Raw genomic sequence first — 19,253 nt, 5'->3', positions numbered from 1 at the left:
CTCTTAACATAATATCAAACTTTGACAATTATTTCTTGTCGGTAATCGGTGCAAGTTGCATAAACATTTGACGACCATCCATTTTTGCTCTTTGCTCAATGATAGAAATATCTTGAGTCGCTTCAGCAAAATCAGCTAGAACCTTCGCACCAATCTCTTTGTGAGTAATCATACGCCCTTTAAAGCGAATAGAAACCTTTACCCTATTTCCTTTTTCAAGGAATTTACGGCCATTACGAAGCTTAGTTTCGAAGTCCCCTTTATCAATAACTGGGCTAAGACGTACTTCTTTAACGGTTACAACGCTTTGTTTTTTACGTTGTTCTTTTTGTTTCTTTTGATACTCAAACTTGAACTTTCCATAGTCCATGAGCTTGGCAACTGGAGGAACAGCTTGTGGCTGGATTAAAACCAAATCAACATTTGAAGCATCTGCAAGAGATTGCGCTTCTGAAAGTGGCTTAATGCCTAATTGTTCACCTTCTAGACCGACAAGACGAACTTCACGTACGCGAATTTCATCATTAATGAATAGATCTTTCTTAGCTATGACCTTCACCTCTTTATTTTTTTAGAGAAAAGAAAAAGCGGACCTGTCAAAGCAAGCCCGCACACATAATATCCTAATGGATCTTGACATGTTGGGCCAGACAACCTAAGTCGTAAGGCGAGAAGCTCTCACTTCTACTTTTCTCATTGTTACTATACTATCATAGGATATATTAGTTGTCAATCATTTTTTCTACTTTTTCTTGAATAAAAGCAACAACTCCTGCAATATCAACACCTGTGGTATCAAATATAATGGCATCATCAGCGGCCTTTAAAGGAGATACTTTTCGGTTACTATCCTTGAAATCTCTTGCTTCAATTTCTTGTTTTAAGAGCTCTAAATCAGTTTCAATACCCTTTTCAATATTTTCTTTATAACGACGCTCTGCTCTTTCTTCGACAGAAGCCACTAAAAATATTTTTAATTCTGCATCAGGAAGAACAACTGTCCCTATATCACGACCATCCATAATAATGGCACCTGCCTGAGCAATACGTCTTTGCTGCTCCACTAGCTCTTGGCGAATATCAGCTATGGCTGAGACCCAGGAGACGTTATTTGTAACATCATTTTGCCTAATAGCTAGAGTCACGTCTTCCTCACCAAGAAAGACGAGCTGACTACCATCTTCAGCCTTTTTAAAGGAGATAGGGTTTTTGGCAAGTTGTTCTAATATCAGGTTCACATCTTGTTCTGAATAATTGTTCTTTAATGCGATATAAGTTGCTGAACGGTACATGGCTCCAGTATCTAAATAGGTGTAGCCAAGATTTTTGGCAATAATCTTGGCTACAGTACTTTTTCCACTTGAGGCAGGTCCATCAATGGCAATTCTAATGGCTTTCATCTTTTCCTCTTTAACTAGTTAATATATACGGCTTCTCCAGGATTAGCATACCAGTAACCCTGAGTCATGTGATCTGGATTGAGTCTTTGAAGTTCTTCAATGCTGATACCAGCTCTTGCTGCAATGGCACCTGCTCCTTCACCTGGTAAGACGACAATTGTGTCACCTTTTCCTTCTTTAGAGCTTGAACTTGTTTCTGTGCTTGAAGATGACTTGCTTTCACTTGAAGACTTGCTTTTTTTAGATTGAGACTTTGATTTTTTCTTTGACTGAGAACTAGCTTTAGCTTCTGACGCTTCCTTGGACTTTGAAACAGATGCTCCATAAAAACCGCTGGTTTCAGTTTGTCTATCACCACCACTATTAGATGTATAGAAGAAGATGAATAAAATCGCTACAATGATGACAAAAAAAACGCTCAATAAGGCTGTCAGCCATGGTGTACTTAAAATGGGACCTTTAGCTTTTTGTGTCCTACTTTTCTTATTGTCGTTAACTACTTTTTCTTCCCATGGTTCTTTAGCCATGATGTTCCCCCTTGTTAATTTAACAAAATCATATTAGAATAGTACTATGAAAGTATCTATTATTCCCGAAAAATGTATCGCCTGTGGACTTTGTCAGACCTACTCAAAACTCTTTGACTATCAAGATGACGGTATTGTAAAGTTCACCGATACTAATGACAGTCAAGTTGAAATCTCTCCATCTGATAAAGATACCATTTTAGCTGTCAAGTCTTGTCCAACCAAAGCCCTTATAATACAGTAAGTGGCTTTTTTTCTTTATTATAACATTCAAAATAATCCAAATTGATGAAATTATCCATCAAATGAACTTCCCCTTTGAAATGGGGATTGATAGCTAAGGCATCTAAAAAATACTTTTTGGGCCATTTTCGCATGTAAAAAAGATAGTATTTTTCACCAACAAATATACTCACTGTTGATTTGGTAACTTCAATCTTAGTGATGGAAGAAATTTTCAATTTATAGGGACCAAAAATTTTCAAAGAAACAATTCGCAAAATACCATTGTCTTCAATAATAAAGTATCGATACAAACCAATGCCCGCTAATACAATAAATATGGCAAAAGAAATGAAAACGCGACTTGGAATCTCGGTTTTTTCATAAAGTAAAGATAGACCTATAAATATAGGAGCAATAGCAATTGACCAATAAATAATAGACCATGATAACTCTGGTTGCCAATGATATCTAATTTTACCAAATAACTTTATCATATATTTGTCACTCCTTCATTACGATTTGCCTATCAAGCTTTTTGGACAATTCCAAGAATTACGTCCACTGCTTTTTCCATTGTTTGTAGGCTAACAAACTCGAATCTTCCATGCATATTTTCTCCTCCAGCAAAGAGGTTTGGAGTTGGTATGCCCATGAAGGAAATCTTTGATCCATCTGTTCCTCCACGAATAGGTTCGATTATTGGTTCAATAGCCAGATTTTCCATAACAGACTTAGCAATTTCAACTGGTGTCATATCCTTTTCAATCACTTTTCTCATATTATAGTATTGATCCGCTAAAGTGATTTGAACTCGATCTGAACCCAAGTTTTCATTCATTTTATTAGCAATTTCTTGAACAGCTTCTTTTCTACTTGCAAAGGATTGATCATCAAAATCACGGATAATATAAGAACTTTTCGCCTCATCTACTGTTCCGTCCATGCCATGCAGGTGGTAGAAACCTTGATAACCATCTGTTGTTTCTGGCCTATCATTTTCTGGTAATTGATTATGAAAGTCAATGGCTAGCTGAAGAGCATTAATCATTTGACCCTTGGCTGTTCCTGGATGAACATTACGGCCAATAAACTTCACATCTAAAGCAGCTGCACTAAATGTTTCATATTGCAATTCTCCAAGTGGTCCACCGTCTACGGTATAAGCAAAATCAACATTAAAGTCTTCCACGTCAAATTTATCTGCACCTACACCGATTTCCTCATCGGGACCAAAAGCAACTCTAATTTCACAATGTTCAATAGCAGGATTCTTAACCAGATATTCTATGGCAGTCATAATTTCTGCTATTCCAGATTTGTCATCTGAACCCAGTAAAGTTGTTCCATCAGTAGTGATTAAGGTTTGTCCTAAATAATTTTTCAAATGAGGGAATTCACCTGGAATTAAGGAATAACCTGACTGACCTAGGGGAATAACATCTCCTTGATAATTCTTGATAATTTGAGGATTAACACCTTCTGCATTAAAATCTGCAGTATCCATATGAGCAATAAAGCCAATCTTACGTGTTAACTTATCAGAATTGGCTGGCAATGTTCCAACAAGGTAACCATTACTTTCTAAATAATGAACATCCTTAAGTCCAATGGCTTCCATTTCAGGTTTCAATATACTTAGGGCAAAGTCTACTTGACTTTGAGTACTTGGAACACTCTGACCTTCTGGATTACTCCGTGTATTTATCTTGACATATTTTATAAATCTGTTTAAAAGATTATCGTATACCATAAATCACCTCAATAATTTCTCACTTTTATTATAGCATAAAAAGACTTAAAAAACCTGTTAACAAGAAGTTTTTTAAGTCTCCAATCTAAATGGTATAGGCTTTATAATAAGATAAAATCCCCGATACAATACCTTGAGCTAGTTTTTCTTGATAAGCTGCCGTATTTATCTTTTGAAATTCTGCCTGGTTTGACATGTAGCCTAATTCTAAGAGGACAGCTGGAGCTGTGGTTTCTCTAAGAACAGCAAAGGTATTTCTTAAAACACCATTGTTTTTAGCCTTGGTATTTAAGACAGTAGCCGCTTGGATAGCTTCCGCCAAATATGAACTTCTAGCCAGCCTTTCTGCATCGTTATGGTAATCTTGATTAATGGCTGAAGGGTATTCTTCGTAATATTGATAATAGTAAGTTTCAATACCATTTGCTGAGTCATTAGGTGCAGCATTAAAATGTAGACTAATAAACAAGTCAGAAAGGGACTGATTAGCTTTTTCTGATCTTGGAATCAAATCTACGTAGGTATCTGATGTTCTAGTTGTTAAAACAGTATAGCCAGCTGTTTCCAGTTTGGCCTTAACTAGATTTTGCATTTGTAGATTGAGAACCTTTTCATCCTGGTTAAAATAAGAAGCTCCTGAATCATAGCCACCGTGACCTGCATCAAGGTAAATCACTCTATTGACTACACCATAATTACCCTGAGAAGCAGAAAGTCCTCTTGGTTTAGCAACCTTGGTTACCATTTGAATTTCTATGGCTTCAATGCGTTTGCCCTTACCTGTTGTTCCAGCAAAATAATTATCATAAACCCAATCTTGCCAGCCTATATCTTGGACATGAACACGATATTTAATGCTATAGCGTTGTGCTAAATAGCCTGTCAGTCTTAGTCTCACTGCTTCCACTCTTCTAGACTGTCCTGTGGTTCCACTGATTTGACCAGAAGACACATAGTCTTGCCAACCTATGTCTTGAACATGAGACTGATACTGGATATCTCCAAAACGTGTTGAACCTAAAAAGACTTTAAAAGCTTCAATCCTTTTTGACTCTGCTGTTGTACCTGCTCTTTGACCTTCAGTCACAAAGTTTTGCCAACCATCTTTTTGAACATGAGCCTGATATGTTAATTTGGGTTTTGTAAAGATGAGAAAAGAATTATTAGTATCAAAGGACACCAGATCACCTTTTTTAACTAGTTGAATTTCATAGGCTTCTAGTTGCTTGGATAAGCCTTGGCTACCTGCACTAGCCCCATTTTTTGCCCAGCCTAACCAACCATAACTAGCAATATGCGTTCTGTAGTAGATATCATAATAAAGAGCTAATTCACCCTTTAAATTAATTTGAATTGCTTCAATAGCTCTGGATTTTCCTGTAGTTCCACTGATTTGACCAGCTGAAACAGTAGGCTGCCAACCCAAACCTGCCACATGTGAAGCGTACTCAATATCAGATTCATAAGGTGCATCTAAACTTATCTGAATAGCCTCAACTCGCTTTGATTGTCCACTAGTTCCACTGATTTGACCTTCTTTGACTGGTGCCTGCCAACCTATATCCTTAACATGGCTAGCATAAGAAATATTAGGTTCTGGTCTATCTGCGACACTAGCTGATTGCTTACTTAGACTAGCATTGGCAATACTTCCACTACTTGTCGAGCTTTTTACGACTACGACTTCCTCCTTTGCCTTTGGGCTCTGACTCACTGGCTGCTCTTGAGAAGATTTAAGGGTTGTTTCACTACTACTTTGTTGAGTTGTCTTATCAACAATAACATTAGCCTGCCCACTTGAGCTTAGAGATCCTGTCTGATCAAATTGGACAGATAGAGGATTGCTAGCAACTGCTTTAGATGGACTAGAATAATCAGCTTGATTAAGAGTCTGCAATTTACTTTGATCACTGGTCTTTTCTTCTGCCTGAACTAGACCCACTGCCATAAGGTTTGCCAAGGTGAATCCTGCCAATAAATAGAACTTTTTGCTTTTATAACTTTTTTTCATTTCTCTCTCCAAAGACTACTTAAAATGATTAAGGAAAAAGTTCCTTAACTAATTTTTTAGCTGTCTTTTCCCAAACAAAGTTGTCTTTTATCCTTTTTTGGATGTTCCTTTTAAGTTCATTACGCTTATCAGGATGGTTGACTAATTCTTCTAAGGCCGATTGCAGCGCCCCCTCATTTTCTTCTATTATGATTCCTAAGCTACGATCAGTGATAACTTCTGTTGTTCCTCCTCTATCAGTGGCAATGATTGCACATCCTAAAAGTCCAGCTTCAAGAATAGAGGTTGGCAAGCCCTCTGGATACATTGAAGGATAGACAAAGATATCTGTTTGAGACATTAAAGCCATAGTTTGATCAAAATTGAGCTTACCTAGGAAATGAATGTTGGCATTTTTATTTTGAGCCTGCAGTTCAGCAAGTAAGGGGCCATCTCCTGCTATCTGTAAATGGATATGAGGAGGAAATTGTGCTGCGGAGAATGCTCTCACTAACATTTCCACTCCTTTTTCTCTTAAAATCCGGCCGGCATAGCTAATATAGATGTCCTTTTCATCTTTCTCAAGAGAGGAAGCATCTTTAAAGGCAAGGTTAAGATCTTCCGAGACGGAATTGTAAATAACTCCTTTAGTCTCAATATGAAAATGTTTCAGCCAATCAGAGCTTCTATGTGAAACTGCAAAAAAGTTTGGCTTAAAGGATTTGACATAGGCCGTCAGTAAGTGTTCATAAAAAGCACCAAAAACATCAAGCAGCTTATTATTAACTGTAAAATGACTGCTACCATGATCTAAGACTAAACTTGGAATCTTTTTTTTCTTGGCAAATGCTAACCCCAGAGGAGTTGTTAACTGAAAACGTGTATTACAAATCACATAATCTGCTTCTTCATTTTCTAGCTGGGCATAGAGCTCTTTAAACTTAGCATTCTTATCTATTATTGGATAACGCTGCTTAAATAAATCTTTAGTTGGCAGTCGATATATTCTTCGATGATTATCTTCTTCAAAATCTGGTAAGTGATCATGATTAGAAGTAACAATGATAATATCATAGCCTAACTTTACGAGTTCATTGGTTAATTTGTCTGTATAGCGTTCAATCCCCCCTAAAAAAGGGAGAAAGTAACCAGAGAAAAAAACAATTGTTTTCCTAGTCTTCATTTCTTTTCACCTTCATCATTAATCCATCACGCAAGCCTTTTATCATGGCTAGCAATTTCTGTCTTTTTTCAGACTCAAAAAGTAAAACTCTGATAAATTCGTCTCTAATAAAGGCTGTATTACCCTTTGTAATGTCTTTCCCATATTTTCGATCTAAGTATAGGGCATTTCGGATCATATAATACTTTCTAAATGCGGAATGGTTATAGACATAGAAAACTTTTCCAAACAATTTTTTCTGCTTGGCATTTCCCACTTCATGGTAAAATCCGAGCTTATTAATCCTATAGGTATAATAGCCGAGCTGACTATAATGATAGTTTATATCATAATCCACTAAATCTATAAACATTTGCTCATCAAAACCATCAGAATTTTTGAAGATCTCTGTTTTCATAAGGGCCGCAGAGGTTATGCACTTTTCAACAACCTCATAGTCTTTATCAGTTTCAACGACCTTTTCCTTGTTTAAGTCTTGGAAGAGGCAGGTTAGCATTCCGGCTCTGAGCAGATCCTTATACTGCTTGTAGGTAGCTATTAACTCCTTTTTAACAATGGTATCTTGATCCAAGGTCAAAAACCAATCAAACTGATGCTCTATAGCATAGACTCCAATTTTATTTAAAGCGCAAGCAATTCCTAAATTTTCATTTAGCTCTATTATTTTTATTGTTGTGAATTTTCTTTTTATTTCTGATAGATTATCTGAACCATTGTCGACAATAATGAGGTCATCAACCTGATTGACAACGGCATTGATATTTTCTTCCAATCTACCTAAGTCAGGATTGAAAGTCACAATCCCTGCTAAAATTTTAAGCATTTTTATCTCTTCTCATATCTTTAAATAGTTCTAAGACAGGTGTCCTTGTTACATAAACAATGATAACATAAATTAAGGTTCCCAAGAGTGCCTGCAGCCCGTAATTTATTAAGGTTGCATTCATAATGGTATTTAAATAATGAATAAGAACAGCTACTACAGTGGCAGCAACTGAATAACGTAACAAACCTCTTGTTAATTCTTTAAAGGTAAAAATATCCCTGAGGGAAATAGCCTGATAGCCAGATACAACCAATTCTGTTATAACTGTTGAAATCACTGCGCCCATTGTTCCTAAGATAGGGATGAGTAACAAGTTTAAGACAACATTTGTAATCAGTCCGGCAACTGCAGACATGGTATAGGCTGTGGTTCTCTTAGAAGCTAGTAAATACTGCGTTCCTAAGGCATTCCCATAAGAAATAAAGATAATCATTAAGGACTGAACAGCCATTAATGGACCAACTGGTTCATAGCCCTTACCAAAGAAAAAAACAGCAAAGGTAGAAGACACTCCTACTACCCCACCAATCATCAGCATGGAAATTGCGTTACTTAAATCCACTAGTTTTAAGAGTAAACGTTTTGCTTCAAGTTGTTGACCCATTGAGAATAAACTAGACAGACGTGGTAAAAAAACGCCCCCAATTGCTGTAACAATCGTGAATAAAATACGGATTAGCTTATCTGATTGATCAAAGTAACCTGAACTAACCACGCCATCTAAAGCCCCCAGCATGCTCTTATTTAAGGACAAATAAATTTGCATGGTAATTTGTGGCAAAAATAGCATCAAGGTTGGTTTAATGTGTTGACCTATAGATAGTTTTTTCAAGGGAATCCAAATGACTTCTTTGGTTAAAAACGGCCATACTGTCAGATTTCCCAAAAGCATAGAAAAAGAAATCAAGAAAATATAGAGTCCCAAATCAGCCTTTGTTCTAACAAGGACAAAAGTCAAGATGACTGTTGTTAGTTTGACAAAGGTATTTCTGATAACTATTTTTTTGAAATCTTCAACACCAATGAAATACCATGAAATATCTGTTAAGGTTGCAATTAAATTGATCCCATTTAAGAGATAATAAATTTGTAAATCCTTGGCAAAAAAGACAAAGGCTAAAAATAATAGCGATGTTAGGCCTACAGAAATAGTCTTTAAGAAAACCAATTCCCAAAAAACCTTACTTCTTCGGTATTTATTTTTTTGGACAAAGGCAATCTCTCTGTTCCCATAAAGAGCAATACCTAGTGCTCCAATTAAGGTGAAATAGGTTACAATGGCATTTGTGTAGGCATTAATCCCCACTCCTTCTGGTGATAAAACACGCGATACATAAGGAACTGTAAACAAAGGAATGATCAGAGTCAGAATTTGATAGGAGGTATTATAAATGATATTTTTTACTAATTTCATCAGCTTACCTCATAATTAGTCCAACGACGGTATCAAATAAGAGCAGACCATTTGATACGACAATCAGTCCTGTTAAAAAGAGAGGGGTTAATTTTTGTCCATACTCATTGATCCTTGTTTTTACACTTGCAGCAAAGACCTGAAGGAGGATAATGGTTGGGGTAAAGTATCGTCCCTGTACTCCTTCGATATAGCTGGTACGGGCTCCGTTGTATTCCAACATTATGAAATAAACCCCGAAAACGCCAATGAAAAAGAAGACTAAGAACAAGTAACCAATATATTTGTTTTTGATGAACTTTTCTTCTGAAAAGAGAATGGCAAAGACCATCAGGTACCAAACAGCAGAGACCCAGGTTGGAATATAATTTTCACTAGGGTAAGGAGCTGCTAGCCAAGAGGTGATATCGTTACTTAACAAATTAGCACCTGAATAATTATAGCCAAAGGTCATCAAATAACGTCTAAAGACAACAAATATACCACCGTGAGAACGTGTTATGAGAAAAGCAAAGGCTAAAACCATGAAGGCAGCTAAAAACTTTAACCACCACTTCTTTTTAAAGAGTTCTACTACTTTTAAAAACCTTAGCTTGAGTTTTTGAGAAAACTGATGATTTGCCTCCATCAGAACAAATGGAGTTAATAATAATAAGAGCCAGTAATTCTGTTTACAAGCAATAATTATTAAGAAGCAGGTCGCTAATAAGAGTGCGATGCGTTTTTTGGTCAGCTCCTTATCCACCAGAATATTAATCAAGATGGCTACAAAGGCAGCTACTATAACAAAACCTGTTGCATCATAAGACAAGCTTGCAAAGGAATTGAGGGCAACTGGGCTTAAAAAGACTGCAAAATAAATAAGCTTGGCTTTTTTTAAGTTTTTGATAATAAAAGTCAGCGAGACAATGGCAAAAAAGGATGTTATCAGCCTGGCGAAGGTGATCATTGAACCCATAGAAGGGTAAACTATTCTGCCGACCTTTAATCCAAAAGCTGGTATGAGATGTCCCCAAAAGACAAAATTAAACTTAGAATAATTAATTTCTCTAGGTGCCTGTTTCCAAGAAATAAAGTTGGCTTTATTTAAATAGTACTTTTCAAAACGAGTCCCATCCTTGTAAGAGTCCTTTTGGCTCTTCATACCTGAAGTAATGTTCATCTCACCGTATTTAGATGTATCAATGACGCTATTTGATATTCTTCCTGACACCGCAAGGTGGTATTGTCCATCAGGTTCATTGAAAAAGGGTAGTAAAAAACTAAAGAACATCGTTATTGTCAATCCAATAACCAAAAAAGTTTTATGGATTGTTTTATTTGAAAATAAATTTAAAGCATTTTTAGTTATAAATTTCATTGAAACTCCGTTATTTTTTGAATATAAAAATGAGATCTCTTACTCTATTTGAAAAGCTATCATAATAGTTTCCCTTGAAACAAACCTGAGCTAGAGTGGCCATCAATTTGCGCTTCTTAGCATTGTCAAGTCTCTTCTGATTAAAAGCATAGTAGTGATTGATTGTGCTTAAGTTTTTGTGCTGTAACTGGGTCAATACATCTCTAGCAATCGTAAAATAACTAAGAACCAGTTTTAATTCAGCAAGATGCCTATCATGGCTGCTATGGATATTAAGTAAATTCCCACTGGCATTAGTGGCATGACGCTTGTGAAGTCCAACAGGATGATTATAGTTGTATCCACTTCCTAGCAGACTTGAAATACCTGTCATCAGATTATCATGAGAGAGGATTAAACCACTTTTATAATGAGGCATAATAAGGTCTACTAAGGATTTTCGCAGGCAAAAAGTCCAACCTTGACGGTAGTTATGATAGGAAAAATCTAGGGGGTATTGTGATAAGTCTTGGCTAGTATCAAATTTAAAATTATTTGGTTCTGTAGCCTCTTCAGACATTTTCTTGATATCAATATCAGCACTTAATACATCAATATTGGGATGACTCTCCATTATCTTAACTTGTTTTTCATTTTTATCAAGATACCAGAGATCATCTTGGTCGCTAAAAAAAAGATAATCCACATCTAGAGGCAGACTATCTAGGAGTAGCTGCCTAAAATTGAGACGCCAACCTAAATTTGTGTCATTGGAGATGATCTGCCAACCCTTTAGCTCATTTTCTTTTATATAATTGGTGACAACTTCAACAGTTTTATCCGTTGAACAATCATCTCTCATCAATACATAATCAGGACTCAAGGTCTGATTTTTAATAGAATCCAGTTGATCTTCTATAAAATGTTGACCATTGTAAGTCGCCATTAGTACTGCTGTTTTTACCATTACTTTATTATTCCTCGAAACTTAAAATTGTATTTTTAATGCCATCAATTAATGAAAAATCACGATGCCAACCTAATTTTTCTAATTTTTTTGTGTTTAATCGTGTTCTTCCCATTTTGCTATAGGCCTTGCTAGTCTCTTTTGGTATATCAAAGACAACCTTTAAACCTTTTTCAGGGAATAGCTTGACCAATAAGTCAGCTAGATCACGAATCATCACTGGTTCATCTTCATTAGCGACATTGTAGGCTTGGCCTATTTCTCCATCCAAAAGAATTAAAAATAGGGCACAAGTAGCATCAGATAAGTAACAAAATGCTCGTTCTGCTGAACCATCACTTTTAAGAATAATATCTTCATTTCTCAAAACATTATTCACTAGATCGCTCATTATTCTACCATCATTGTTCACTTCCATTCCTGGTCCATAAACATGGGCAAGTCTTGCGATGGTAAAGGGAATACCATACTGATCATAATAAGAACGTAGCAAAGTCTCTGCTGCTCGCTTACTTTCGGGATAGCAGGCTCTACTCTCAAGAATATCAAATGGACCATAGGACTCTTCGTCAATATCATCACTAATGGATTTTCCATAAACTTCTCTTGTAGACATAAATAAGAAATTCTCAAGAGATTTTTGCTGTGAAAAATCAAGTAAGTTTAAGGTTCCCAGTGTATTGGCCTTGAAAATTCCAACTGGATCTTTCATGATAAACTGGGGACTAGCATTACTAGCCGCATGTACCAAGTAATGAACATCCTGATCATAGGTTAAGGGAAGATTGACATCATATTCTAGCAGGTCTATTTTATGACCACTGACTAATTCTCCAAAACGTTGTTGAGCTTTTTCAAGATTTCTTGCTGTAGCAACAATACTTATATTGAGATGCTTAGCCTCATTTAAAAATACTAAGGTGTAAATCATGTAGGTAGCCAACATGCTATTAGCTCCTGTAATAAGGACCGTTTTATTGGCTAATTTTTCCCAAGAAACTGAAGTGTCTCCTATGATTTGCTGTAAATCTTTTTGTACAATGTTATTTGAATAATTTATCATTTTAAAATCCATAAATCTGTGCATTTTCCTTTGCATCAAAAAGGGCCTTGAAGGTATAAAAATCATCTGGTGTTGTTATTTTAATATTTTCATAAGGTCCTTCTACAATTGTCAACTTCTTATCATACATTCCCATTAGCGTGCTAGAATCAATAGCATTGGTAATGCCTTTAGAAATGGCATCTCTTTGAACGGACAATATATCCTTTAAAAAGAAACTCTGAGGAGCCTTGGCAATAAAGGATCTGGTTCGATCAACTACTTCTTCGATTTCGTCTTTTTCATTAATGAGAACTACAGTTTCTTTAGCTGCAACAGAAGTAATGGCAGAGCCTTTTTCCAGAACTGTTCTAATATTATCTGATAAGAGTTCTTCTGTAATCAAGGGACGAACACCATCATGAATAAGAACAACATCCTCTCCACTAAGAGAAATTTTTTCTGCAGCTTCAAGTCCATTAAAAATGGATAATTGCCCTGTTTCGCCACCAGGCACTACAGCCTTCACCTTTTTTAGATTAAATTTTTCAATTGCCTTTTGTAAATATTCTATCCAATCCGCAACACAGACTACTACTGTGGCATCAACTTCATGGTTATTTTCAAAGACTTCCAAGGTATGGATGATAATTGGTTTGCCATGAACCTCTAAAAACTGTTTAGGTTTTCCCTTAGATTTCATTCGGCTTCCCACACCACCTGCAAATATAACACCTATATTCATTTTTAATCCTCTTTCCAATACCAGGTATAATAACTGTGATTTTCGCGTTTGTCTTCTGGCGGTAGCTCCATATAATGGTCACCATAGAGCTGATTTAAGTAGACATGGTCATCTTTAATTTTTCTTACCCTTAACCGTTCAAAAGGAACATCTTCATAGTGATCAAAAATCTCAAGAGGGAAATATTCTTTCAAACGATATCTGGAATCTGTATAACCAATGTAAGGAACATCTTTGTCATTATATGTTCCCATAATGTTATCAACAATCTCTGCTCGTTTTTTAGCTTGACCGTGATAAAGCATGTACCTAGGCATTCCTAAAATCAATCTGGCATAGGCATATAATTTTCTGGAACCACTGGCAAAATTAGGATAAGTTGTACACATCAAATTGGCTGCTGCTGAATGAACTTTTTTGAAGAAGCTTTGCCTTTCATCAGAAGATTCTGGAAGCTTATCCATAGGGAAGATATCAATGAAAATACCTGTCCAAGGATGGATCCGATCTGTTTCACTCATATACATTGATTTGGTATGATAAAGCTTTGAAAAGGGCCATAAATTTTTTTCCACAGAATGGTGTAACAATTTATAATCAGGATTGTCTGCTTTAGCTAATATGGTCATTAACTTTTCATACTCAGAACGTTTTAACATCAAGTCTATATCATCATCCCATGGTATAAAGCCCTTATGTCTTATAGCTCCTAAAAGACTTCCTCCACCAAGAGAATAGTCAATATTATTTTCACGCGCTAATTTGTCAATATAAGAAAGCATCTCTAGCTGAACTTTCCTAATCTCTTCCACTGACATTTTTTTCATTCTTGTTTTCCTTTCATAGCAAGCCCTTCATTTAGCTCTTTAAAAATACTACTTGCTTTTCTTATTTTTTCTTCAGTACAAAAAGGATTGTAAAAGTATAGATAAGGAAAACAGAAATCAATATCAGAATGATCTTAATAAGAGGATTCTTAGGAGCATTCATGGTGTCTCCTTTTTTCAAGGTAGGAATTGTATGATACTCTTCTTTTCCATATTTCATATCAGAAATAAAGCCATTTAATTCATAGTTACTAGACTTAGATTCAGAAATGGTATTTTTATTGACTGAGAAATAGAGAGGCTTGTTTTGATTGACAATCAATTTTGTTTTACTTGCAGGCAAGACAAAATACTTATAATTTTTAGAGAGGCCTCTAATTTTGAAAAGTGGTTGATTTTCTTTTTTCTGAGTTTCTCGATCATATATCCAAAAGTCTTCGTTAATAGGCAACTCACGTCTTGTACCATCAATGTAAGTATAATGATTTCCAGTAAAGACAAAAGGATCAAGACTTGAAGATGATTTAACAAGCTCCTTCATTGATAAGTCTGTCTTTTTCCAAGTGGTTTTGCCATTTTCTTTTTTAAGGATCTCAATACTTTTATCTTTGATTCTTCCCAGCATAAAATCAATATGCGAAACGGGTTTATTTGTTTTTCCATCTAAAGTCACAAAGTTAATACCATAACTCTTAACTTGAGGTGTCAAGATATTTCCACTTTTATTAGTAAGATAAATACCTTGTGAAAAACTTGAACTATAAACATCAATAGACTTGTTCACAGACTCGATAGATTCATCTGCTTTTTCAATAATCACTGGCAGATGATAGTTTTTCATGGAAGAAACATGTCCCTTAATCACAATTTCTTTTGGAAGATCTTCTCCAAACTCAAAGACTAACTTTTCAATTGAATGTAGTTTAGAAACAGATTTGGCCAAGTCCTCATCTGCTTTTTTGATATCTGCGTCATCAAAATTTTTCTTGAGGAATGAGTATTTGATAACCTTGTTAGCAATGGTTGGACTGCCAGAAACATCAACTAAATTTCCATCTTGAGCTTCTTTTTTTAGGGTTGGTTCAATCTCTCTACGATAGGGCTGACTAACAGAATCAACGACAAAGTTAGGAGAAACTTGAATAGCCATGTCTTTTGACACTAGAGGAATTTTATAGGTGATTTCTTCTCCATAGTCAGCACTGATATCTTTTCTGGTCTTTTTATCATTTAAAATAATAGCCTTCTGAGGTAGTTTCGTGTTTCCTAAGTAAACAACAGAGTTCTCCTTGATATCAACCAGTTTATAACGACTTGTACCTGTTGTGTCTCTTAGGATGCTGACACCACTTTCAATCTTACCAACTGCCTTACCATTTTTGTCTGTAAATTTATATCTTGGATTATCAGGGTTAAGCAAGTTCACCCTTTCTTTTAACCCATTCATATAGGTCAAATAGTCTAAATCATTTTCAAAAAGTATCTTGATGATTTCTTTTGCATCATTTGAAGTATTTTTGATTCCTTCTCCAAATTGATATTTACCTAGGGAAACGGTCCTACCCTCTACAGAATATTGTTTTCTGACACTATCAAAAGTATAATGCTCAAAGTCATTTTTTTGGAATTTTCCAGATTTTATTTTTCTAAAGGCTGTTTCATAATTAAATGCTTCAATATGAATACCATACATTGGTTTGTTGTTGAAATGGTAAAAGGTTTCAACGTTGACTTTTTTATAGATTTTCTGTGTATTATTTGAATTCTTACATCCCGTCAGTAATAAGAGCAGGCTCAGAAAGAATATTAAATACTTTTTCATTTAAATTTTTCATCCTCTATCTTTTTTTTAAGCAATGATACTTCTTGAATTAATTTCTTTATTTGTTCATCTTTTTTACTACTACTACTTGTATCAAAAATTTCAAAGACAAATAAAAACAGTACGGCCACAAATAACAAGAAATTCATTGTTAAAGCAAATCCTGCTCTGTGTGCTACAATGGAGACGGCTTGTGGAAAGATACTGATGAAGACTAGTGAGAAACCAACCAGTAACCAGGGAGTAGCTCGCTTCACAGAAAATGAATGTTTATTAACCATACGAACGATGATATATAATAGGCTTATCGCCAAAATAAACATTTCAATTTGTAGAAATAAACTCATTAATCTTTCTCCTTCATAAAACCAGCAATCAATATAGAAATAAGTACATCAATCATATAGGTAACAGATTTGAAAGTACTGATACTGGAGACACCCTCAAGGCGTTCAAACATGTTTGCAGGCATCTCTTTAACAACAAGTCCCTTTTTCAAGATCCTGACAATTGATTCTGGCTCAGGATAGGACACTGGGTATCTATCTGCAAAGTAAGAAATAACTTTCTTATTCCCAGCTCGGTAACCACTAGTGGTATCAAAGATTTTCTTGCCAGTTGTTAGTTTAATGGCACAGGAAATTAAATTGATTCCTAATCGGCGCATAAAGGTAGATTGGAAATTATCCACTGTTTTATCTATAAACCTGGAACCAATAACAAAATCTGCTTCTTCATTGATAACAGGCATAACGATGTCAACGATGCTTCTAATATCATGTTGACCATCACCATCAAATTGGACGGCCACATCATAGGATTGGCTAAGAGCGTACATGTATCCTGTCTGCACACCTCCACCAATACCAAGGTTCTGAATTAAATCAATATGATTAATCTTTTTTGAATCCAAAATATAGGCTGTTTGGTCTGTTGAACCATCATTGATCACCACATAGTCCAAGTCAAAGGACAAGGAGTGATTCTCTTTATAGGCTTCGATTGTTCTGACCGTTTTTTCAATACTTCCTTGCTCATTGTAAGCTGGGATGATTAGTAGCACTTTTTTCATTTTTTTCTCACATTATATATATTTGATAGTAATAATAGTCTGAATACAATAATATGTTTCAGCTGATTTTTGGTATACCCATACTTAAATATTCGACGAATTCTTTCAAAAAAAGGTTGTTGATCAATATCAATGTAATTTTCAATGACTCCTCTATCTTTAGCGGATAATTCATTTGGGAAAGCATCCAAAATGTTTTTAGCCTGCATTTGAGAGTCATGAATTAATTGCCAATATCTGATGAAGATCTTCCTAGGACCTTCTCGGAAAATTTTAAAGCGTTTATCCAATGTTCTTGCTCCAAGAACATTATTTTCATGTTGTCTATAAAGCTCTCCAGGCTGATCAATATAAATTAATCTCCCTAAACTGCTTGCCAATAAAGCAAGGTACCAGTCATGCATGATGATATTTTCGGTAGTTGTCCACCTATCTGCTAGGGCAGAATTGATGAGAGCTACACCGCCAGTCACAGCATTTTCAGATAATTCTTGGATTAATTTGGTGTTGGCATGTCCCGATTGAGAACGAATCATGCTTTCATTGATGACATTCAAGTCTTGATCCACAACCTTTAAATCCATGTAGACCATCAAAGGCAGGTTTTGTGGGTGCTTTTCAATCTCTTCAAGTTGTATTTCTATCTTCTTAGGCAGCCAAATATCATCTTGGTCACTAAAAAAATAGTAATCCGCCTGATCGTACTTAACTAAGGTATAGAAATTTTTGATAACGCCAAAATTAACCCTTTGATCTCTATTGATAAAGTGGATACGCTGATCTTTTTTGACAAAGTCTTCTATGATTTCAGGTGTTTTATCTGTTGAGCCATCATCTCTAATCAGTAAATTCCAATCTTGTATGGTCTGATTTTGGATGCTTTCAATTTGTTGAGCAATATATTTTTCACCATTATAGGTGGACATCAAGATATTAATTTTCATTTAAAAATAAAGCCTCATATTCCCCAACAATCTTTTGCCAAGTATATTCTTCCCTAATAATTTCTTTTGCTTTTTTGCCCAATGCTTGATCATTAAAACCAGGATCGACACTATCAATCAACTGTGCTAGATCCTTGTCTTTTTTGGACCAATAAAGGGCTGAATCTTTAGCAACAGACCTGTTAAAATCAACACCAAAGACTAAGTTTAAATTAGTATGTGCCAGAGCCTCTAAGAGACCAGGATTGGTTCCACCAACCTCATGACCATGGATATAAGCAAAAGCATTTTCTCTAATGTAAGTGAGTAGTTCTCTATCATACTGTGTTCCCACAAATTTAATCCGAGGATCACTTTCAAAAGCTGTCTCTGCCTTTAAGGTTTCAAAGTAAGAATTACCTTCATGATTACAGATAATCAGTAGATCTCTTTTTGTTTGAGACTGCATAAATTCTTTGATAATGGTTAGATAATTATTTTCAGGAACAAAGCGTCCAATCAACAGATAGTAATCCTTCTCCTTGATTTTAAAGCAATCAAAGTAGTCTCTAAGGTGGGAATCTTTGAATGATAAATTTGAAGGGAGGATTTCTGTCCCATAAGCAATAAAGCGTGTTTTGGCCCAGGGATAGGTCTCTTTGATGTAGCTTTCAATGCCTAGATTATCTGAAATCACCAAATCAGCATATTTTGTCATTTGCTTTTCAGCATATTTCAAATAGTTCTGAACAGGTTTTGACCACTTGCTTCTTTTCCATTCTAAACCGTCAGGATTAATGTAGAAACGACCATTTCTTTGCTTTATCTTCCTAAGAAAGGGACCCATGAAGGCTCCTATGGTATTTCCAAGAATATAAAAGATCGGATTTTTAATGTGATTGTTGTCAATATACTTTAGAGCATAGTTAATAGCCATCATATCATAGGCAATAACTCGGGCTGGACCAATTTTCGGAGGCTTAATATAAAAACAATCAGCACCTTTATAGTCAAAGTGCTTTTGATGCTTACGATCACTTAAACAGGCAATATGATACTGAATATTTTCAGATACCTGATGGCTTACTAATTCTTCCACAAAAGTTTCAAAACCACCGTATTTAGCTGGCAATCCGCGACTACCGATAATAAAAATGTTCTGCATCCTAAAGTGCCCCATTCTAAATATAATCATTATGTA

Annotated in this window: 20 protein-coding genes and 1 other annotated feature; of the genes, 1 reads left to right on the top strand and 19 read right to left on the bottom strand. The window is 35.5% G+C overall.

Going from position 1 to position 19,253, the window contains the following annotated elements:
• Positions 1-28: 28 nt before the first annotated feature.
• The 3 genes from infC to HBN42_RS00440 all read right to left on the bottom strand — a co-directional run bounded on the left by infC (position 29) and on the right by HBN42_RS00440 (position 1,927).
• Entirely contained in the window at positions 29-559 is a 531-nt protein-coding gene (gene infC / locus HBN42_RS00450; RefSeq protein WP_165992672.1) for a translation initiation factor IF-3, read from the bottom strand.
• A 14-nt stretch (positions 560-573) separates the two neighbouring features.
• Positions 574-696: a sequence feature (ribosomal protein L20 leader region), on the bottom strand.
• 26 nt (positions 697-722) lie between these two features.
• A complete protein-coding gene (gene cmk / locus HBN42_RS00445; protein ID WP_165992670.1) occupies positions 723-1,400 on the bottom strand; it encodes a (d)CMP kinase in 678 nt (225 codons plus the stop codon).
• 14 nt (positions 1,401-1,414) lie between these two features.
• Positions 1,415-1,927: an SAG1386/EF1546 family surface-associated protein gene (locus HBN42_RS00440; protein WP_165992668.1), complete on the bottom strand. Its 513-nt coding sequence runs from the start codon at positions 1,925-1,927 to the stop codon at positions 1,415-1,417.
• A gap of 46 nt (positions 1,928-1,973) precedes the next feature.
• Here HBN42_RS00440 and HBN42_RS00435 point away from each other — a divergent pair, with 46 nt between their 5' ends.
• Complete coding sequence (locus HBN42_RS00435) at positions 1,974-2,171, top strand: ferredoxin (protein WP_165992666.1); 198 nt, start codon at positions 1,974-1,976, stop codon at positions 2,169-2,171.
• Here the strand turns inward: HBN42_RS00435 and HBN42_RS00430 are convergent.
• The 16 genes from HBN42_RS00430 to cps2T form a co-directional block, all read right to left on the bottom strand.
• Positions 2,158-2,646 carry an EbsA family protein gene (locus HBN42_RS00430; protein WP_165992665.1) on the bottom strand — a complete coding sequence of 163 codons (489 nt, stop codon included), beginning with the start codon at positions 2,644-2,646 and terminating at the stop codon, positions 2,158-2,160. The genes HBN42_RS00435 and HBN42_RS00430 overlap by 14 nt on opposite strands.
• A gap of 32 nt (positions 2,647-2,678) precedes the next feature.
• Entirely contained in the window at positions 2,679-3,902 is a 1,224-nt protein-coding gene (gene pepT, locus HBN42_RS00425) for a peptidase T (RefSeq protein ID WP_165992663.1), read from the bottom strand.
• Positions 3,903-3,987: 85 nt separating this feature from the next.
• Positions 3,988-5,913, bottom strand: coding sequence for an N-acetylmuramoyl-L-alanine amidase (locus HBN42_RS00420; RefSeq protein ID WP_165992661.1), 1,926 nt, complete (start codon positions 5,911-5,913; stop codon positions 3,988-3,990).
• Positions 5,914-5,941: 28 nt separating this feature from the next.
• A complete protein-coding gene (locus tag HBN42_RS00415; protein WP_165992659.1) occupies positions 5,942-7,075 on the bottom strand; it encodes a glycosyltransferase family 4 protein in 1,134 nt (377 codons plus the stop codon).
• A complete protein-coding gene (locus HBN42_RS00410) occupies positions 7,065-7,898 on the bottom strand; it encodes a glycosyltransferase (protein WP_165992657.1) in 834 nt (277 codons plus the stop codon). Before HBN42_RS00410 ends, HBN42_RS00415 begins: the two co-directional genes overlap by 11 nt.
• Complete coding sequence (locus HBN42_RS00405; protein ID WP_165992656.1) at positions 7,891-9,315, bottom strand: flippase; 1,425 nt, start codon at positions 9,313-9,315, stop codon at positions 7,891-7,893. The genes HBN42_RS00410 and HBN42_RS00405 overlap by 8 nt, the downstream gene beginning before the upstream one ends.
• Positions 9,316-9,319: 4 nt before the next feature.
• Entirely contained in the window at positions 9,320-10,675 is a 1,356-nt protein-coding gene (locus HBN42_RS00400; protein ID WP_165992654.1) for a DUF2142 domain-containing protein, read from the bottom strand.
• Between the two features lie 10 nt (positions 10,676-10,685).
• Positions 10,686-11,621 carry a glycosyltransferase gene (locus HBN42_RS00395; RefSeq protein ID WP_165992652.1) on the bottom strand — a complete coding sequence of 312 codons (936 nt, stop codon included), beginning with the start codon at positions 11,619-11,621 and terminating at the stop codon, positions 10,686-10,688.
• A gap of 7 nt (positions 11,622-11,628) precedes the next feature.
• The gene (locus HBN42_RS00390) at positions 11,629-12,684 is read right to left on the bottom strand and encodes an NAD-dependent epimerase/dehydratase family protein (RefSeq protein ID WP_207927383.1); all 1,056 of its coding nucleotides are present in this window, start codon (positions 12,682-12,684) and stop codon (positions 11,629-11,631) included.
• Between the two features lies 1 nt (position 12,685).
• On the bottom strand, positions 12,686-13,408 hold the full coding sequence (locus tag HBN42_RS00385) for an IspD/TarI family cytidylyltransferase (protein WP_165992648.1): 723 nt from the start codon (positions 13,406-13,408) through the stop codon (positions 12,686-12,688).
• A gap of 2 nt (positions 13,409-13,410) precedes the next feature.
• Positions 13,411-14,235: a LicD family protein gene (locus HBN42_RS00380; protein WP_165992646.1), complete on the bottom strand. Its 825-nt coding sequence runs from the start codon at positions 14,233-14,235 to the stop codon at positions 13,411-13,413.
• Positions 14,236-14,296: 61 nt separating this feature from the next.
• Entirely contained in the window at positions 14,297-16,057 is a 1,761-nt protein-coding gene (locus tag HBN42_RS00375; protein WP_165992644.1) for a hypothetical protein, read from the bottom strand.
• Positions 16,054-16,404 carry a DUF2304 domain-containing protein gene (locus HBN42_RS00370; RefSeq protein WP_165992642.1) on the bottom strand — a complete coding sequence of 117 codons (351 nt, stop codon included), beginning with the start codon at positions 16,402-16,404 and terminating at the stop codon, positions 16,054-16,056. Before HBN42_RS00370 ends, HBN42_RS00375 begins: the two co-directional genes overlap by 4 nt.
• On the bottom strand, positions 16,404-17,129 hold the full coding sequence (locus HBN42_RS00365) for a glycosyltransferase family 2 protein (RefSeq protein WP_165992640.1): 726 nt from the start codon (positions 17,127-17,129) through the stop codon (positions 16,404-16,406). Before HBN42_RS00365 ends, HBN42_RS00370 begins: the two co-directional genes overlap by 1 nt.
• Positions 17,126-18,073 carry a glycosyltransferase family 2 protein gene (locus HBN42_RS00360; RefSeq protein ID WP_165992638.1) on the bottom strand — a complete coding sequence of 316 codons (948 nt, stop codon included), beginning with the start codon at positions 18,071-18,073 and terminating at the stop codon, positions 17,126-17,128. Before HBN42_RS00360 ends, HBN42_RS00365 begins: the two co-directional genes overlap by 4 nt.
• Entirely contained in the window at positions 18,063-19,217 is a 1,155-nt protein-coding gene (gene cps2T / locus HBN42_RS00355; RefSeq protein ID WP_165992635.1) for a beta 1-4 rhamnosyltransferase Cps2T, read from the bottom strand. Before cps2T ends, HBN42_RS00360 begins: the two co-directional genes overlap by 11 nt.
• Positions 19,218-19,253 lie beyond the last annotated feature (36 nt).

It is taken from the genome of Streptococcus catagoni (assembly GCF_011421425.1).
In the GTDB taxonomy this organism is placed as follows: Bacteria; Bacillota; Bacilli; order Lactobacillales; family Streptococcaceae; genus Streptococcus; species Streptococcus catagoni.
The sequence above is the reverse complement of the archived record's forward strand: the minus strand, read 5'-3'. Positions and strand labels throughout refer to the sequence as shown.

Bases quoted from the DNA above. Each gene is read 5' to 3' on its own strand.
- cmk (WP_165992670.1), bottom strand. From the start codon at position 1,400: ATGAAAGCCATTAGAATTGCCATTGATGGACCTGCCTCAAGTGGAAAA.
- HBN42_RS00440 (WP_165992668.1), bottom strand. From the start codon at position 1,927: ATGGCTAAAGAACCATGGGAAGAAAAAGTAGTTAACGACAATAAGAAA.
- HBN42_RS00435 (WP_165992666.1), top strand. From the start codon at position 1,974: ATGAAAGTATCTATTATTCCCGAAAAATGTATCGCCTGTGGACTTTGT.
- HBN42_RS00430 (WP_165992665.1), bottom strand. From the start codon at position 2,646: ATGATAAAGTTATTTGGTAAAATTAGATATCATTGGCAACCAGAGTTA.
- pepT (WP_165992663.1), bottom strand. From the start codon at position 3,902: ATGGTATACGATAATCTTTTAAACAGATTTATAAAATATGTCAAGATA.
- HBN42_RS00420 (WP_165992661.1), bottom strand. From the start codon at position 5,913: ATGAAAAAAAGTTATAAAAGCAAAAAGTTCTATTTATTGGCAGGATTC.
- HBN42_RS00415 (WP_165992659.1), bottom strand. From the start codon at position 7,075: ATGAAGACTAGGAAAACAATTGTTTTTTTCTCTGGTTACTTTCTCCCT.
- HBN42_RS00410 (WP_165992657.1), bottom strand. From the start codon at position 7,898: ATGCTTAAAATTTTAGCAGGGATTGTGACTTTCAATCCTGACTTAGGT.
- HBN42_RS00405 (WP_165992656.1), bottom strand. From the start codon at position 9,315: ATGAAATTAGTAAAAAATATCATTTATAATACCTCCTATCAAATTCTG.
- HBN42_RS00400 (WP_165992654.1), bottom strand. From the start codon at position 10,675: ATGAAATTTATAACTAAAAATGCTTTAAATTTATTTTCAAATAAAACA.
- HBN42_RS00395 (WP_165992652.1), bottom strand. From the start codon at position 11,621: ATGGTAAAAACAGCAGTACTAATGGCGACTTACAATGGTCAACATTTT.
- HBN42_RS00390 (WP_207927383.1), bottom strand. From the start codon at position 12,684: ATGATAAATTATTCAAATAACATTGTACAAAAAGATTTACAGCAAATC.
- HBN42_RS00385 (WP_165992648.1), bottom strand. From the start codon at position 13,408: ATGAATATAGGTGTTATATTTGCAGGTGGTGTGGGAAGCCGAATGAAA.
- HBN42_RS00380 (WP_165992646.1), bottom strand. From the start codon at position 14,235: ATGAAAAAAATGTCAGTGGAAGAGATTAGGAAAGTTCAGCTAGAGATG.
- HBN42_RS00375 (WP_165992644.1), bottom strand. From the start codon at position 16,057: ATGAAAAAGTATTTAATATTCTTTCTGAGCCTGCTCTTATTACTGACG.
- HBN42_RS00370 (WP_165992642.1), bottom strand. From the start codon at position 16,404: ATGAGTTTATTTCTACAAATTGAAATGTTTATTTTGGCGATAAGCCTA.
- HBN42_RS00365 (WP_165992640.1), bottom strand. From the start codon at position 17,129: ATGAAAAAAGTGCTACTAATCATCCCAGCTTACAATGAGCAAGGAAGT.
- HBN42_RS00360 (WP_165992638.1), bottom strand. From the start codon at position 18,073: ATGAAAATTAATATCTTGATGTCCACCTATAATGGTGAAAAATATATT.
- cps2T (WP_165992635.1), bottom strand. From the start codon at position 19,217: ATGCAGAACATTTTTATTATCGGTAGTCGCGGATTGCCAGCTAAATAC.